We start from the raw sequence: 14862 nt of genomic DNA, 5'->3' as shown, positions 1-14862 counted from the left end.
TCGACGGTGCTGAGACCGTTCACCTCGATCACGGCGAAGTGACCCACCCCGACGTCACCTTGCGCCGCATCCCCCACACCCCTTTCAGCCACAAAGGAATTCCCCCCTCATGAACGACGAATCCAGACCCGGTGTCAGTCGGCGCGCCCTCCTCGGCAGCGCCGCCGCCGTGGCCGGCGCGGCAGCCCTGCCGGCCGCGCCGCGCAGGGCGACGGCCGCCCCGGCACCGTCGGGCACCGGCACGATCGCCGACGTCAAGCACGTGGTGATCTTCATGCAGGAGAACCGGGCCTTCGATCACTACTTCGGTTCCCTCAGCGGGGTCCGCGGCTTCGGCGACCGCAACGCGGTGAAGCTCCCGACCGGCGAGCCGGTGTGGCACCAGCCCGCGTCCGGTGGCACCGGATCCATCCTGCCCTTCCGGATGGACACCACGACCACCTCCGCCACGTGCGCGGACGCACCGGCCATGAGCTGGCCGGTCGACCTCGCCGTCTGGAACGGCGGACGGTACGACCGGTGGAACACGGCCAGGGACCCGGGTCTCGGGATGGGCTACTTCACCCGCCCGGACCTGGACTTCTACTACCGGCTCGCCGACAACTTCACCATCTGCGACCACTACTTCCAGTCCACCCTGACCCAGACCAACCCCAACCGGCTGCACGCCTTCACCGGCAGCAACGGCCTCTCGGTGGGTGAGGCTGCGGTCATGGACAACACGTGTCCGGAGTCGGGGTTCGGCTGGACCACCTATGCCGAACGCCTGGAGTCGGCCGGCGTCAGCTGGAAGGTCTACCAGGAGACCGACAACTTCGACGACAACGCGCTCGCCTGGTTCGCGGCCTTCAAGCAGTCCGGCCCCGGTCGGCCCCTCCACGACAAGGGGATCGCCACCGTCGCGGACCTCGTGTCGGCCTTCGGCGACGACGTCGCGCGGGACACGCTGCCGCAGGTCAGCTGGATCGTCGCCCCGGAGCCCCTGTCCGAGCACGCGAACCACCGTCCCGCCGACGGCGAGAACCTCACGGCGCGGTTACTCGCCGCACTCGCCGCCAACCCGGCCGTCCGGGCCAAGACCGTGTTCATCCTCAACTACGACGAGAACGGCGGCTTCTTCGACCACGTGCCACCGCCCATGCCGCCGACCTCCGAGGCCGACGGGCTGTCCACGGTCACCACCGCCGGGGAGATCAGCGGCGGGAAGCCGATCGGGCTGGGCTTCCGCGTACCGCTGATCGTCGTCTCCCCGTGGACCCGCGGGGGGTACGTCTGTTCCGAGGTCTTCGACCACACCTCCGTCATCCGCTTCTGCTCCGAGGTGTTCGGTGTGGCCGAGCCGAACATCAGCCCCTGGCGCAGGGCGGTCACCGGGGACCTCCGGTCCGCCTTCGACTTCACCACCCCGCGGAGTGACTGGCCGGACCTCCCGGACACCGGCGGCAACCCCGCGCAAGCCGCCGCACAGTGCCGCCGCCTCCCCGCGCCGAGGGTGCCCCCCGTGCAGACCCTCCCGGTGCAGGAGGCCGGGCACCGCAGGGCCCGGGCCCTGCCGTACGCCTTCGAGGCCTCAGGGCGAGTCACCCCGGAGGCCTTCTGGATCGACATGGTGAACAGCGGCACCGCCGGGCAGTGCGTCCACCTCTACGCCAACGCCTTCCGGACGGACGGGCCCTGGCGACACACGGTGGAGGCGGGCAAGAGCCTGACCGACCACTTCGTCAAGGGCACGCCGGCCGGCTCCTACGACCTCTCCCTCTACGGTCCGAACGGCCTGCACCGACGCTTCCGCGGCAACCGTCTCTCCGCCACCACCGCCGGGCACGCCAACCCGGAAGTCACCGCGGAGGCCGACGTCCCGAACGGCCGCCTCACGCTCACCATGACCAACAGCGGCGCCGCCCCGTGCACCGTCACGGTGACGGCCGGCGCCTACCGTACGGACGGTCCCTGGACGTTCCACCTGCCCGCCTCCGCGACCGTGCGGAACTCCTGGACGATCACCGACAGCAGCTGGTGGTACGACCTCACCGCCACCGCCGACACCGCCGACGGCTTCCTGCGCCGGTTCGCCGGGCACGTGGAGAACGGAGCCGAGAGCATCACCGATCCGGCCGCCGGCGGCACCCCCGGGGGCGGCCCGCGGTAGGCCGGGGGTTCGGCGCGCGGGCCGGCACCCGGCCCGCGCGTCGTCCTCCCGCCCGGATCCTCCACCTGCCGTCACCTCCACCGGATTCAGGTCACATGCCCCTTCCCCTGCGCTACGCATCGGTCCTCTGGTCCCTCTTCCTGCTCGTCGCGGGTCTGATGCTGCTGTCCGAGTTCTCCCTCCGGATTCCCGCAGGGCCGGAGCCCGGCGACGTCGTCCTCCTGCTTCCGGCGATCGGGGTGCTGGCCGCGTCGGGCGTGACGGTCCGCCGCGCCGTTCACGGAGGCCGTCGTGCGCGCGGTGTGCTGGACGTCCTCGCCGCCCTCTCGCTCCCGCTGATCGCCGTGACGGTGGTGCTGACGATCGACGCCCACGGACCGCGGCCCGTCGTCGACCTGACGATCGCCCTCCTTCCGCCGGCCGCCCAGGTGCTGATGCACCTGCCGTCGGTCCGGCCCGCCTACGGTCGCGGGAGGGCGGTCCGCACGGCGCGTCGTGACGCCGCACCGTGACACCGCGCCGTGATCCACGTCACGCTCCCGCGGCGTGGATCGCCGGTTGCCGGGCTCCCGACGAAGCGATGGCGGACTTCCGGCCCACCGCAGCGCGGACCGGTTCCGGGCCCAGCCCGGCCGACGTCGATCCGACCCGCGGGCCGGACGCCCCGCACCCGACGTCAAGCAGCCCGCAGCCGGGCTGGGCGAGGTCGCCCACCCCTGGCGGGTGTCAGCCGTGGAAGCGGCCGTCGCGGGCGACCACGCGGCCGGCGTGGACGACGACGTCACGCGGGGCAGGTCGACCACGATCTGCGGAAGGCATTCGCCGGGGAGCAGCATGAAGTCGGCCGGGGAACCCGGCCGGAGCGTGGCGCGCGGGAGGTCGAGCAGGTCGGCGCCGCCGTCGGCGGCCAGGGCGAAGCAGTCGCTCAGCTCCTCGTCGGTGCGGGCACCGGTGGTCCAGCCGAGCAGGTGGGCGCGGTGCAGCATGTCGGCGTTGCCGTACGGGCTCCAGGAGTCCCGCACGCCGTCGGACCCCAGGCCGACGCGCACGCCGCGCGACTGCAGCTCGCGGAACGGCAGTACCTGGTGGGCCGAGGGGGCGACGGTGGTGAGGCCGACGCCGGCCTCCGCCAGTTCGTCGGCGAGTTCGGCGAGCCACTCGCCGGCGAGCTCCGGGACGCAGAAGGCGTGGCTGACCACGACCCGGCCGGCCAGACCCGCGGCCCGGGTGCGCGCGAGGATGTCACGCAGCGGGCCGAGGCCCCGCTCGCCACGGTCGTGCAGGTGCACGTCCACGTGCAGGCCGTGGCGTTCGGCCAGGTCGAAGACCAGGTCGAGCTGGGCGGGACCCTCGCCGTCCGGCCCTCCGTCGAAGCCGGCGGGGTCGATTCCGCCGACCGCGTCGATCAGTCCGCTCGCCGCCGCCTCGGCCAGCAGCTCCGCCGTGCCGGGGGTGCGGCGGACGCCGTGCTGCGGGAAGGCCACCAGCTGGACGTCCAGCGCCGAAGCCAACCGCTCCCGCGCCTCGGCCAGCCCGGTCACCCCGTCCAGCCCGTAGGCGGGGGCGACGTCCACGTGGGCCCGGACCGCGCGCGTGCCGCAGGCCACGGCGTGGGCCAGCAGCCGCTGGGCGCGCGCGGCGAGCGGGGTGTGCTGACGGCGGTAGAGGTCGACGTCGCCACCGACGTACTCGGGGAGCGAGTCGGCCGGGCGCCGGCTGTACCAGGGCTCGCCCCAGGCCGTCTTGTCCGGGTGAATGTGGGCGTCCACCAGCGTGGGCAGGGCGATCCGCCCCTCGCCCTCCACGACGAGCAGGTCCGCGCCGGCCGGCAGGCGGTCGACCAGCAGACCGTCGGCGGCGAACAGGTCGACGGCGCGATCGGCGCCGTACGGACGGACGTTGCGGAAGACGGTGGCGGTGGTTCCGGTCATGGAGGTCAACCCTTCCTCGGTGCGGTCGCGCTGGGCGGTGAGCCGCTCCCTGCTGCCGGTGCGAACGCCGATCCGACCGACCCGGACGGCCTCCGCGCGCTCTGGGAAGACGCCGTGGCCGCGTCCGCCTGGGCGGGCCCCGCACTGTGGCTCCATGGCGACCTGCACCCGGCCAACGTTCTCACCGCAGACGGCACGTTCTGCGGAGTGATCGATTTCGGCGACCTCTTCGCGGGTGATCCGGCCTTCGACCTCGCCGCGGCGTGGATCCTGCTGCCGGACGGCGCCATCGACAGGTTCTTCGCGGGGTACCGGCCGACCCCGGGCGCCGCGACCTTGCGTCGCGCCCGCGGCTGGGCGGTGTGGCGCGCCCTCGCCTGCCTCCTCATCGGAGAGGCCGGCGTCCACGGCCGCCCAGGCGGCAAGGCCACCTGGGCCCCACCGGCCCACGCTGCACTGCGACGACTCCTCGCAACGGTCCGCCGGCCCGGTGAGCACGACCCGGCGGCCGATGCCACCGACGCGCTTCGCCCGGCCGCGGCATCCTCGATCCCTCTCGCTGGAGGGCCTCCGGATGGACCTACCGATCCCTCGGACGTTCCTGACCGCCGGACGGACAGCCACCACTGACAGCCCCGCAGGTTTGCCGGGGCTGTCAGGGAATCCAGGTTGACCCCGCCGTCCACCGACCGGCGCCGTCGGCTCCGCCCGAAGCCGTGGTGCGCGGGCACATCCGCGGCCCGCCTCCCTGGTGGCGGCGGGTACCGACCTGGGTCAACCGATCGGTTGACCCCGCCGTCCACCGAACGGCGCCGTCGGACGGGCCGGGCCGCCGATCCCCCGCCGGGGCCCGAGGGCGCAGGCTGGAAGGCACCGCGGCCCGCCGGCGCCGACCGCCGGCCCCTTCGTGGAGGAACCCTCGATGACCGACCGCCCCCCTGTCACCGGCCGATCGGACCGGCGATTCCGTCGAGGATCGGAGGTGGCCGTTCGGGCCGCCCTGGCCCGGGCCGCCGCGGGCGCGGCGTCGGCCCTCGTGCTGCTCGCCGCCTGCGGACACGCCCCGCCCGCACCGCCGGCCGCCGACCCGACCCTGAACCCGAACCCGCAGGCGACCGCAGTGGCGCCCACCCCCACCGCGCCCTCCGGCTCGCCGGACCGGCCGGCCCCCGTCCTCCTGGTCACCGACTTCGGTGCGGACACCGTCACGTTCGTCGACGCGTCCCGCACCGGCCGCACAGCGGATCTGGGCTCCGTCCAGGTGGGTACCAGCCCCTACACCCTCGCCGTCGCACCCGACGGCACCGCCTGGGTAGCCACCGCCGAGGGCGTCGCCGCCGTCGACACCCGGACCCGCACGCGAACCGCGCTGGTCCCGTACAGGACCCGGACCGGCCCCGTGGCGACCGGCGAGTACCGGGGCGGCGGCATGGGCCTCGTCCTCTCCCCGGACGGCAGCCGGCTCTACGTCGGTGTCAACGTGCCCGGGGGGAACGGCACCCTGGAGGTCGTCGACACGGCCACCCGCGCCGTCGTCCAGGTCGTCCCGGTCGGCCGCCGCCCCTTCGACGTGGACGTCTCCGCCGACGGCCGCCAGGTCTACGTCACCGGCCACGACTCCTTCGACGTGACGACGGTCGACACCGCCACCTGGGACACCCGCCGCATCGAGGTCGCCCCGTACGGCACCGAGGGCGGCCTCGGCTCCTGGCTCAAGCCCCACTACGCCGCCGTCCGCCCGACCGACGGCGCGTTGCTGCTTCCCTTCGAAGGCGAGCGCCTCGCCGTCGTCGACCCGTCCACCGGCCGCACCACCGTCGAGCCGATGACCGCCAACACCCACCAGCACGGCGCCACCATCGCCCCCGACGGCACCCTCTACGTCGTCGGCACCGGGCCGATCGACCCCGCCACGGACGCCGGCCCCTCCCTCACCATCCGCTCCCCGGACGGCACGGAACGCGTCCTCCCCCTCGACGGCCCGCACGAGACCGTCACCCTCTCGCCGGACGGTCGCACCGCGTACGTCGCCGGCGGCTTCACCCGCGAGGGCGGCTGGAACGGCCTCACCCTCGTCGACACCGCCACCGGCCGGACCACCCGCCTCCCGGTCGGCCACCTTCCGCTCTCCGTCGCCGTCCTCCCGGAACCGGCCGACGGCTGACGGCCGACGGCTGGGACGACGAGAGGCGTGTCCCGACAACTACCGCGTGACGTCGGGGCTTCCAGAGCGTCGCACGCCCGGTCGTCACGTTGCCGGTCCCGGCGATCCCGGCGCCCTTCCCTGCGGTCGTTCCCTTCCGCTTCCGGTTCCGGCTCGCGGCGGACAAGTGGGGCGTGGCGTTGAGCGCCGCCCCCCAGGTGCCGCCCGGCCCCGGACCGGGGAGCTCCGGTCCGGGCGGACCGCCGTGACGACATGATGCGGGGCCGACACCGGGTGTCCGGTGTCGGCCCCGCATGCCGACGGACGTCCGACCGGCGGTGGGTCACCTCACCTACGGCGGCGGCGCACGGTGACGATCACAGCCGTGGCGAGCAGGGCACCCCCCACCGCGGCGAGCACCGGACCGCTGTACCGGAAGTCCTTCAGGGCCCGTCCGCGGGTCGAGGGCTCCGAGAGCCGTTCGAACACCTCGCCGGCCGAGTCGGTGAGACCGGCGGTGTGCTCCTTCATCTGCGCGCCCCCGGCGCGCAGACTGTCGGCGACCTCGCCGATCTGCTCCACCACGGCGTGCAGGGCCTGGTCGGCCGTGTGGCCGATGCTCTCCCTGGCGTGTGCGGCGGCGTCCCGTGCCCGGGCACCCACGTCCGCCTTCGCCACCACGACGTCGACGACGTCGGTGAGCCGCTCGCGGGTGTCGGCCATCCGGGTCGAGAGGTCCGCCGCAGTGGGGAGGACCGTCTTCTCGTTGCTGTGCTCGCGGGTCATCGGTGCGCACACTCCTTGATCGCGTCGGTATCGGTCCCGGCGGTCGCCGTCGCCTGCTCGGGGACGGGCCGCCCCGTCGGTCGGAAGCCCGTCGTGCGGCCCCCGTTCACACCGGTCTTCATGCCGATTCCCTCCGTCGTTCCGCGGGTCTGCCGTCCGTCTGACCGGATGTGAGCCCGGCAAACGCGCCGCGGGCCGACCAATCGGCCCGGTGCGGACCGCCGCCCCCTCGGGGCCGGGCACCTGCGCCGCTCGGGCCTCGCTATGCGCGCGCGGGCCGCCTCTCAGTCGGGCCAGGTTCCGGTCAGCCGGCGGACGCCCACGGCTCCCCCGCGGTCGACCGCCGCCTTCACGAGCGCGAAGACCGCGCCCTGCAGCGCGGCCGCGGTCAGCACCCCGCGCCAGCTCCGGTCCTCGTCCGTCGGGCTGGGGGCGTCGTCCTCGCCTCCGACCAGCTTCCAGAGCCGCCGGAAGAGGGCCCCGGCCAGCACTCCGCCGAGAGCGCCGGCGAGCAGGCCGAACGGCTTGTAGAGAATCTTGATCATCACACTCTCCTCGATCGTGCCGGACCGGGCTGCACGTGACCGCGCCCGCCCGGCGCTTTCGCCCGCCTGGCCGGGCGTGGGTGGAACGGGGCCGGGCCGGGCGTACGGCTCCCTCCCGTCCCCCGCGCTGCCGTCCCCGTCCCCGTACCCGAGGAGGAGTGCCATGCGCAGGCGTCTTTCCCGCCTTGTACCTCCCAACCCTCCGGTGCCGGGTTCGCTCGCCTCCGGCCGAGGTCGCCACCCCGGCGGCTCACCACCACCCCGCCGCCACACCCCGGCCGCGTGTACCCGGAAGGATCACGGGCACCCGCAGTGCGTGACGACGATGCCCACCAAGCGTCCGCAGCGGGCTCGGCCGTGTCCGGAATCCTGCTGGTCCTGGTTGTGCCGGCCATCGGCGGCGCCCTGGTCGGCGCCGTCCTGCTGGGCGTCCGCCGGCAGAAGCGACGCAGGCCGCCGCCCTACACCAACCAGGCCTCCCGGGGGCCGGGCCGGCACTCCGGCCGGCGCCGGCCCCGGGGCGGACAGGCGTGAGGCCGCACGACACTGACTTCCGGCCCCTGAACTGGAGGAGACCATGACCCGCACCGCCAGAGCACTCGCGATCGTGACCGACTACGGCGTCGAGCAGGACGAACTCCTCGTCCCCGTACGGCACCTGCGCGACATCGGCGTCCGGACCGACATCGCCGCCGTCTCCCGGGACGGCATCCGCACCCTGGTCGGGGACAAGGACCCCGGCGAGACCGTGCAACCGACCCACACCCTCGCCGAGGCGAACGCCGACGACTACGACCTGCTGGTCGTCCCCGGCGGCACGATCAACGCCGACACGCTCCGGCTGGAGAAGGAGGCCGTCGACCTGGTCCGCGCCTTCGCCGGCTCCGGCCGTCCGATCGCCGCGATCTGCCACGGCCCCTGGCTGCTCGCCGAGGCCGGGGTGGCCGACGGCAAGACCCTCACGTCGTACCCCTCGCTGCGCACCGACCTCGGCAACGCCGGCGCGACCTGGACCGACCAGCCGCTCGTCGAGGACGACGCCGGCGGCTGGCGGCTGGTGACCTCCCGCAACCCGGACGACCTCGACGCGTTCCTGCGCGGCATCGACGCCGCGTTGGAGAACGCACAGCACTGAGGCGAGCCCGCAGCCGATCCGTACGGGCCCGGACGGGCCGTCCGCGCCCGTACGGGTTCCTTCGCCGCCCCGATGTCGAAAACGGATACGATAAGTCCGAAACTCTTCAGCAAAGCTCCGCCGAGAGGGCCACTGCTTCATGGCGTCGAAGGTCAAGCCGCTCCCGGGAAGTCCTGCCTGGTGGGCGGGCCGGGCGCCGGCCCCGGAATACCGGCGCGGTCGCCCCCCGATGGAGGTCGGGCAGTTCGTCGACGCGGCCCTGAAGCTGATCGACGAGGTCGGGATCCAGGCCCTGACGCTGCGTATGGTCGCCGACTCGCTGGGATCCGGTACGGCGACGCTCTACCGGCATTTCAGCGGCAAGGACGAACTCCTCGCCCTCGTCGCCGACAGGATCCTGGGCGAGGTCCGCGTCCCGCCCGGAGACCTCGCCGGCCTGCCCTGGCAGGAAGCCGCCACCGTCTCGGCCGAGGCCCTGTACGGCACTCTGTGCCGGCACCCCGACGCGTTGCCCCTGCTGGCGGCCCGGGTTCCCGTCGGTCCCAACGGTCTCCGTGCCAGGGAGGGCCTCCTCACGTTGTTCCTGGGCCACGGGTTCCCGGTCGGTCTGGCAGCCCGTGCCTTCACGGCCATCGGCCACTACGTGATCGGCTTCGCCATCCAGCAACACGGCCCCGGGGCTCCCGGCGCCGACGACCGGTCGCACCTGCGGGAGTACTACGACTCGCTCGACCCGGAGAGCTATCCGGCCACGAAGGCTGCGGCCGGGGAGCTGACCTCGGTCCCGCTCCACGAGGAGTTCCGGTTCGGTCTGGACCTGCTCCTCGCCGGGCTGGAACGGGCCAGGCTCGACTCGTCGCAGGAGCCGAAGCCAGTGCCGGAGCCGGAGCCGGAGCCGGAGTCTGAGCCGGGCGAGGCCTCGGGGCCCTGACCCCCTTCGCGGCGCTGACGCACGTCGCCTACGCCCGGGTTGACGGCCTCGTTGACGGCCTCGTTGACGGCCGTTCCGCCGGTCGGCTGCAGCCGATCCGGTCGGCCACGGCGCGGCCCATGAGAGTTCGAGGTCGCGGCCCCGCAGCCAGGGCGGTTCCTCGGTGATCATCGTCGCCGCCTCCCGCCGCGAGCACCACGGACGCGTGATGTCGGTACCCCAGAACAACCGCTCGGCACCGAACGCGTCGAAGACCTGCCGCAGTACGCCGTGGGCGCTGGTGAAGGGGTAGGGATCCGTCGCCATGCCCGGTACGCCCGTTGCCTTCACCCCGCTGCCGGGGTGGCGCGCGAGGGCGAGGAGGGTGTCGAGGTGGGCCGCCGCGGCGGGCAGCCGCTCGAACGGGTGGACGGCGAGGTGGTCGATCATCAGGCGCATGCCCGGTACCGCCCGGCGATGTAGCCGACAGCGGGCCCCGGTCGGCGATGAGCGTGTCGCGGTCGGGCCGGTGGTTGTAGACGCCGTGGTCGCCGTCGGAGAAGACGACCATCCGTTTGTCGACCGTGGGCGCGCCGTCCAGCAGGTCCGCGCCGGGTACATCGAGATCATGGGGGGTGTCGTCCGCGGCGCGTCTTCGGCGGCGCGCGGACCGACCGCGGGCGCCCGGACCGCGTCGTGCGGCGCCGGACGGCCTGCCGGGTCATCGCGGGGTGTAGGCCGCGGTCGCGGTGGCGAAGGAGGCCGACCAGTCGGACGTGATGACGGCGGCGACGTAACCGTCCGGCCGGACGAGGATCAGCGCGTCGCCGTCGACGCCGTAGATGCCGGACAGCCGGCCGCTGGCGTCGGTGAGGTGGCCACGGTCGATCCCGCGCCCGTCGCGGACGGCGTAGCGGTGGAGTTCGGCCCCCTCGGCCGGCCAGGTCAGGCCGGGCAGGGCCGCTGTGGCGCCGGGGCCGAAGGCCAGCAGCGTGAAGTGCGGTCCCCGGAAGACGTCGAACAGGCGGCTGGTGCCGGGCGCGGCGCACGGCGCGTCGGGCGCCCGGTCGCCCGCGCGCAGGGTCCTGGTGGCCGGGGCGTCGCCGGCGGCGAGCGGGCCGCCGGCGTAGGTGAGTCGGAGCTGCCGTTCCTCGTCTCCGCGCTTCAGGCCCGCGACCCGGTGCCGGCCGAGGCTCCGGTAGAGCTCGCTGGACCTGCCGAGGACGCCTGCGGCGATCGGGAGCCGTTCGGCCTCGTAGCTGTCGAGCAGGTGGTCCGGCGAGCCGGCGATCACCTGCCCGAGCTTCCAGCCCAGGTTGTAGGCGTCCTGCACCCCCGTGTTGAGGCCCTGGGCGCCGGCGGGCGTGTGCACGTGGGCGGCGTCGCCCGCCAGGAGGACCCGGCCCGCGCGGTAGCGCTCGACGAGCCGGACGTTGGGCCGGAACACCGAGGTCCAGGTGATGTCGCGGAGCTTGAGGCCGGTGAGGGCGTGGAACCGGCCGGTCAGGGCGGCGTGGTCGAGATCCGGCGCCTCGCCCGGCTTCAGGCGGATCATCACCTGGAACTGGTCGGAGTGCGGCAGCGGGCACGCTCCGGCGGACGCGCCGGGCCACATGTGCCACCGGTCGCGGGAGAGCCCGTCGATCGTGCCGTCGATGATGAGGGTCTTGTCGGAGTCGTCGGTCTCCCCGACGAAGCCGAGACCGGTCGCCGCCCGGACGGCGCTCGCGCCGCCGTCGGCGCCGACGAGGTACCCGGTGCGCACCCGCTCGCCGGTGGAGAGCGTCGCCGTCACGCCGTCGGCGTCCTGCTCGAAGGTCTCCAGGGCGGCCCCGTACTCGATGCGCAGCCCGTGGCGTTCGAGCAGCCGGTGCAGGATGGCGTCGGTGCGGTGCTGCGGCAGCAGGAGGATGTTCGGGTACGGCACGTCCGGGGTCGGTCTGTTCCGCTGCTGCATCCGCCACGGCGCGGTGAACGGCCCGAGGTGGAGTCCCGCGAGCGGGTAGGGGCCGCCTTCGGCGTGTGCTTCGTGGAGGACGCCGAGGTCTTCTAACACTTCCTGGGTGCGGGGCTGGATCCCCTTGGCGCGGGAGCCCTGGAAGGCGCGTGTCGCTTTGTCGATGACGCGGACGCGAACACCGCGCCGCAGCAGGTCGGCCGCCAGGGTGGAGCCGGTGGGTCCGGCTCCGGCGACGAGGACATCGGTGTCGTGGGGTGCTGTCATGGTGGTCGGCCTCACGTTGATCTTGCCGGGCAGGGCGGCGGGGTCCGGTGCCGGGGTCGTGTCGGGGTCCGTAGGACCGGACCGCGCGTCCACACCGGACGGGCGTCCGGGAGTCCGGTCGCCGGGTATCGGCTATCGGCTACGGCGCTACCGAAACACCTTTCGGATACAACGTGCCATTTATGGAGGACGGGGCAAGACCGGCGTGCGGAGCGCCCGCTCCGGCGGCTACCCGCTCTGCGGACGCGGGAGCGGGAGGGCGGTGGCCGTGTTCCGGTCGGCAGCAGGCTCGCGCACGACGTCCTCCGAGCAGCCGAGCCCCGCACGGGTTGTCGCGCGTCTCGCGCCGGCAGGAGGCAGGGTGGTGGGGTGCGTGCGACGCACGGAGCTTCGACACTGAGAGGTGGTCGTCATGTCCGACACCGACAGCGGAACGCCACGAGCCCTGGGCCGGTTCCTCCGGCTCGACCACCCGGTCGCATGACCACCGTGGCAGGCGTCACCGTCACCGCCGCCTACCTGGCGAGCCTGCGGGACCCGGCCGGCGCGGTCCGCTGCGCCGTCGTGACGGCCAGCGCCAGGACCGGACCGGCGGGGCACCGTGTCTATATCGACGGCGACGGCGGCCTGGAGGTCGAGATCACCTGTGGCGGCGACCACCGCGTGCTCCGGTGCTCGCCCGGTCTGCGGATCACGTCACTCGTCGGCCTCGCCTGAGGGCGCCTGCCGCCCCCGGCCGCGCGACCGGGGCGGGAGTCCGCCGGACTCCCGCCCCGGTCCGGTCACCGCCCTCGGGACCGCCACGGAGCGCGGGCTACGCCGCGGCGGAGGGCACCTTCAACGGGTCCCGGGTAGCGGTCTTCTTCGCCTCTTCCAACTGCTCGCCGAGCTCCACCAGTCGGTTCCGGCCCATGGCCTTCCTGACCTCGGGGAACCACTCCTTCTCCTCCTCCTCGACGTGGTGGCGCACGTTCTCGATCAGCACGGTCATCTTCGCGTCGAACCGCTCGTCCTTCGGGTCCAGACCGGCCAGTTCGGAGAGCATCCACACCACCACGTGGTGCTCCTCCACGCTCTCCAGCACGTGGTCCTTCGTCTCCGGGGCGGCCTCGCGGGCGGCCGGGTAGAACACCTTCTCCTCGATGACCGCGTGAACCGTCAGCTCCTCGATGACCTGATCGGCGATCCGGCGCTTCTCCGCGTAGGCGCCGTCACCGGCCTTCTCGAACGCCTTGAACAGCTTCTCCACGGCCTTGTGATCGTCCTTGAGCAACACGATCGCGTCCACGCTCCGACCTCCTGCAGATGTGCGACAAAGGGCCCCGCACACATACCCCTGAGCCTCGAAGCCATCCCCGCCCACCTCTGCGCGTCACCCGGCCCTGCATCCGAACGGCCGTGACCGGCACAGAACGCCGTGCCCCCGGGAGACCGGCCGGCGACAGGGCCGGACCCGTGCGCGACTCGGCGGCGTTCGGAGGGTTCAACAAGCGGGGCGGGCCGGAGGCACCTGGTGATCGACGGGGAAGATCTGCCCGGCGCCGGTGATCTCCAGCAGCGGGGCGACCTGACGCGAGGGGCGGGCGAGGTGGACCTCGGTCCCCTGGCTGGCCACTTCGATGCGTACGCGCAGCAGGGTGGTGAGGCCCGCGGAGTCCATGAAGGTCACGGCGTTCAGGTCGACCAGCAGCATCGGCGGGGCCGTACGGGCGGCGAGGGCTCGCCGCAGGGCCCTGTGGAGCCGGGCGGTCTGGTCCTGGTCCAGCTCGCCGGAGCATTCCAGGACCGGGCCGGCGAGGCCGTCCCGGGTGGTGACGGTGAAGACGGGTTCGTGCTCGGACATGTCGATCGGGCGGCTCCCTAGGATTCCCCGTGCGGTCTGCACGACCACCGTCGGGCGCCGCCGCGGGCAAACACACCGGCGCAGCAAAGTATTCACCGGCCTGGTACGAGGCCGAGCAGGTCCGCGCGCGACAACTCGGCACGTTCCGGCCGGGTCTCTGCGCGGTACCGGCCCGATCCGCCCCGGACGACGCCGGCCGCGCCGCGCCCTTGACCTCGCCCGCGCCGGCCATCGGCGCCCGCCGATGGCCGGCGACGTCACCGCCGACGTCTGCGTCCGGGCCCGGGGCGGGGGCGGGGCCGGGGCGGCTAACCCACCGCGGACAGGAAGCCCTCCAGCACGGCCGTGAACGCCTGCGGGTCGTCCAGCCACGGGTAGTGGCCGGCACCCGGCTGGACGGCGAGCGTCACCTCGGTGAAGAGTGACGCGGCGTCGGCGGCGGCTCCGGCGGTGGGCCACACGTCCACCTCGCCCGCGAGGAGAAGCGTCGGGCGGTGCAGGGCGCCCAGGCGCCGGCGGAGTTCCCCGGTGTCGGGCGTGTAGCCCTGGTAGTAGTGCTCGCTGACGGGGAGCGCGCGCTGGGCGGGGTCGGCGGCGGCATGGGCGCGCGCGGCGTCGTCCCAGCGGCCGTACATCAGCGGCTCGAAGGCGAGCCGGTACGGCGCGGCCTCGGCGAAGCTGTTCGCGGTCGTCATGTGCCGGTGCGCCGCCACGGCCTCGGCGTGCCAGGGCTCGGCCGCGCGGGCGGCGATCACCTCGTCCACACCGATGTCGGAGGGCAGTCCGACGGCGGCGAACGAGGGGGTGACCAGGGTCAGGCTGTTCAGCCGGTCGGGGTGGGCTGCGGCGTAGAGCATGGCCAGGCTGCCGCCGGCGGAATGGCCGAGCAGGTCGACGCGGTCCAGGCCGAGGTGGCGGCGCAGTGCCTCGACGTCGGCGACCAGGCGGTCGACGCGGTAGGTGGCCGGGTCGGCGGGAATCGCGGAGGCGCCGGTGCCCCGGGTGTCCGGCAGGATCAGCGTGCGGTGGGCGGACAGTCCGCCGAGGTCGCCGAGGTACTCGGCCGCGCGGCCGGGGCCGCCGGGGAGGCAGAGCAGCGGCGGGCCGTCCCCGAGCGTGCGGAAGGCGAGCGTGGTTCCGTCGTACGAGGTGAAGAACTCCATGTCGGACAGCCTGGGGGACGGCGGCCGGGCCCG

13 protein-coding genes and 2 pseudogenes are annotated in these 14862 nt (G+C 73.8%); 7 read left to right on the top strand and 8 right to left on the bottom strand.

The annotated features are described in order from the left end of the window. Positions 1-109 precede the first annotated feature (109 nt). Entirely contained in the window at positions 110-2149 is a 2040-nt protein-coding gene (locus tag PUR61_RS19375; protein ID WP_329880227.1) for a phosphocholine-specific phospholipase C, read from the top strand. Positions 2150-2235: 86 nt separating this feature from the next. Here the strand turns inward: PUR61_RS19375 and PUR61_RS19365 are convergent, their stop codons facing one another. Then, a complete protein-coding gene (locus PUR61_RS19365) occupies positions 2236-4080 on the bottom strand; it encodes an amidohydrolase (RefSeq protein ID WP_443035198.1) in 1845 nt (614 codons plus the stop codon). A gap of 78 nt (positions 4081-4158) precedes the next feature. Here PUR61_RS19365 and PUR61_RS19360 point away from each other — a divergent pair. Next, a pseudogene (locus PUR61_RS19360) lies at positions 4159-4566 on the top strand (phosphotransferase); the annotation flags it as partial. Between the two features lie 436 nt (positions 4567-5002). Next, on the top strand, positions 5003-6244 hold the full coding sequence (locus PUR61_RS19355) for a hypothetical protein (protein ID WP_443034522.1): 1242 nt from the start codon (positions 5003-5005) through the stop codon (positions 6242-6244). Positions 6245-6571: 327 nt separating this feature from the next. Here PUR61_RS19355 and PUR61_RS19350 read toward each other — a convergent pair whose 3' ends face one another. Together PUR61_RS19350 and PUR61_RS19345 are read right to left on the bottom strand one after the other, a co-directional pair. Beyond that, complete coding sequence (locus PUR61_RS19350; RefSeq protein WP_329880221.1) at positions 6572-7009, bottom strand: hypothetical protein; 438 nt, start codon at positions 7007-7009, stop codon at positions 6572-6574. 284 nt (positions 7010-7293) lie between these two features. Next, complete coding sequence (locus PUR61_RS19345) at positions 7294-7554, bottom strand: DUF4235 domain-containing protein (RefSeq protein ID WP_329880220.1); 261 nt, start codon at positions 7552-7554, stop codon at positions 7294-7296. Positions 7555-7866: 312 nt separating this feature from the next. Here PUR61_RS19345 and PUR61_RS19340 point away from each other — a divergent pair, with 312 nt between their 5' ends. The 3 genes from PUR61_RS19340 to PUR61_RS19330 all read left to right on the top strand — a co-directional run bounded on the left by PUR61_RS19340 (position 7867) and on the right by PUR61_RS19330 (position 9620). Beyond that, positions 7867-8088, top strand: coding sequence for a DUF6479 family protein (locus PUR61_RS19340; protein ID WP_329880219.1), 222 nt, complete (start codon positions 7867-7869; stop codon positions 8086-8088). 43 nt (positions 8089-8131) lie between these two features. After that, entirely contained in the window at positions 8132-8689 is a 558-nt protein-coding gene (locus tag PUR61_RS19335; RefSeq protein WP_329880218.1) for a type 1 glutamine amidotransferase domain-containing protein, read from the top strand. Positions 8690-8918: 229 nt separating this feature from the next. After that, on the top strand, positions 8919-9620 hold the full coding sequence (locus tag PUR61_RS19330; RefSeq protein ID WP_329880217.1) for a TetR/AcrR family transcriptional regulator: 702 nt from the start codon (positions 8919-8921) through the stop codon (positions 9618-9620). Positions 9621-9809: 189 nt separating this feature from the next. On the opposite strand, the pseudogene PUR61_RS45455 reads toward PUR61_RS19330, so the two are convergent. Next, a pseudogene (locus tag PUR61_RS45455) lies at positions 9810-10058 on the bottom strand (amidohydrolase family protein); the annotation flags it as partial. A 262-nt stretch (positions 10059-10320) separates the two neighbouring features. Continuing rightward, on the bottom strand, positions 10321-11823 hold the full coding sequence (locus PUR61_RS19325) for an FAD-dependent monooxygenase (protein WP_329880215.1): 1503 nt from the start codon (positions 11821-11823) through the stop codon (positions 10321-10323). 480 nt (positions 11824-12303) lie between these two features. On the opposite strand from PUR61_RS19325, the gene PUR61_RS19320 reads away from it, so the two are divergent. Then, positions 12304-12540, top strand: coding sequence for a DUF6296 family protein (locus PUR61_RS19320; RefSeq protein WP_329880214.1), 237 nt, complete (start codon positions 12304-12306; stop codon positions 12538-12540). 97 nt (positions 12541-12637) lie between these two features. On the opposite strand, the gene PUR61_RS19315 is transcribed toward PUR61_RS19320, so the two are convergent. The 3 genes from PUR61_RS19315 to PUR61_RS19305 form a co-directional block, all read right to left on the bottom strand. Next, positions 12638-13111, bottom strand: coding sequence for a hemerythrin domain-containing protein (locus PUR61_RS19315; protein WP_329880212.1), 474 nt, complete (start codon positions 13109-13111; stop codon positions 12638-12640). A 195-nt stretch (positions 13112-13306) separates the two neighbouring features. Continuing rightward, a complete protein-coding gene (locus PUR61_RS19310; RefSeq protein ID WP_329880210.1) occupies positions 13307-13666 on the bottom strand; it encodes an STAS domain-containing protein in 360 nt (119 codons plus the stop codon). Positions 13667-13974: 308 nt separating this feature from the next. Further along, a complete protein-coding gene (locus tag PUR61_RS19305; protein WP_329880208.1) occupies positions 13975-14829 on the bottom strand; it encodes an alpha/beta fold hydrolase in 855 nt (284 codons plus the stop codon). Positions 14830-14862: the final 33 nt, after the last annotated feature.

It is taken from the genome of Streptomyces sp. BE20 (assembly GCF_036322525.1).
Classification (GTDB): Bacteria; Actinomycetota; Actinomycetes; order Streptomycetales; family Streptomycetaceae; genus Kitasatospora.
Note: the sequence above shows the minus strand (reverse complement) of the source record. Positions and strands in the feature narration are given on the sequence as shown.

What these genes read in the sequence shown, in the direction of transcription:
- PUR61_RS19375 (WP_329880227.1), top strand. Translation starts at nt 110, where the DNA reads ATGAACGACGAATCCAGACCCGGTGTCAGTCGGCGCGCCCTCCTCGGC.
- PUR61_RS19365 (WP_443035198.1), bottom strand. Translation starts at nt 4,080, where the DNA reads ATGACCGGAACCACCGCCACCGTCTTCCGCAACGTCCGTCCGTACGGC.
- PUR61_RS19355 (WP_443034522.1), top strand. Translation starts at nt 5,003, where the DNA reads ATGACCGACCGCCCCCCTGTCACCGGCCGATCGGACCGGCGATTCCGT.
- PUR61_RS19350 (WP_329880221.1), bottom strand. Translation starts at nt 7,009, where the DNA reads ATGACCCGCGAGCACAGCAACGAGAAGACGGTCCTCCCCACTGCGGCG.
- PUR61_RS19345 (WP_329880220.1), bottom strand. Translation starts at nt 7,554, where the DNA reads ATGATCAAGATTCTCTACAAGCCGTTCGGCCTGCTCGCCGGCGCTCTC.
- PUR61_RS19335 (WP_329880218.1), top strand. Translation starts at nt 8,132, where the DNA reads ATGACCCGCACCGCCAGAGCACTCGCGATCGTGACCGACTACGGCGTC.
- PUR61_RS19330 (WP_329880217.1), top strand. Translation starts at nt 8,919, where the DNA reads ATGGAGGTCGGGCAGTTCGTCGACGCGGCCCTGAAGCTGATCGACGAG.
- PUR61_RS19325 (WP_329880215.1), bottom strand. Translation starts at nt 11,823, where the DNA reads ATGACAGCACCCCACGACACCGATGTCCTCGTCGCCGGAGCCGGACCC.
- PUR61_RS19320 (WP_329880214.1), top strand. Translation starts at nt 12,304, where the DNA reads ATGACCACCGTGGCAGGCGTCACCGTCACCGCCGCCTACCTGGCGAGC.
- PUR61_RS19310 (WP_329880210.1), bottom strand. Translation starts at nt 13,666, where the DNA reads ATGTCCGAGCACGAACCCGTCTTCACCGTCACCACCCGGGACGGCCTC.
- PUR61_RS19305 (WP_329880208.1), bottom strand. Translation starts at nt 14,829, where the DNA reads ATGGAGTTCTTCACCTCGTACGACGGAACCACGCTCGCCTTCCGCACG.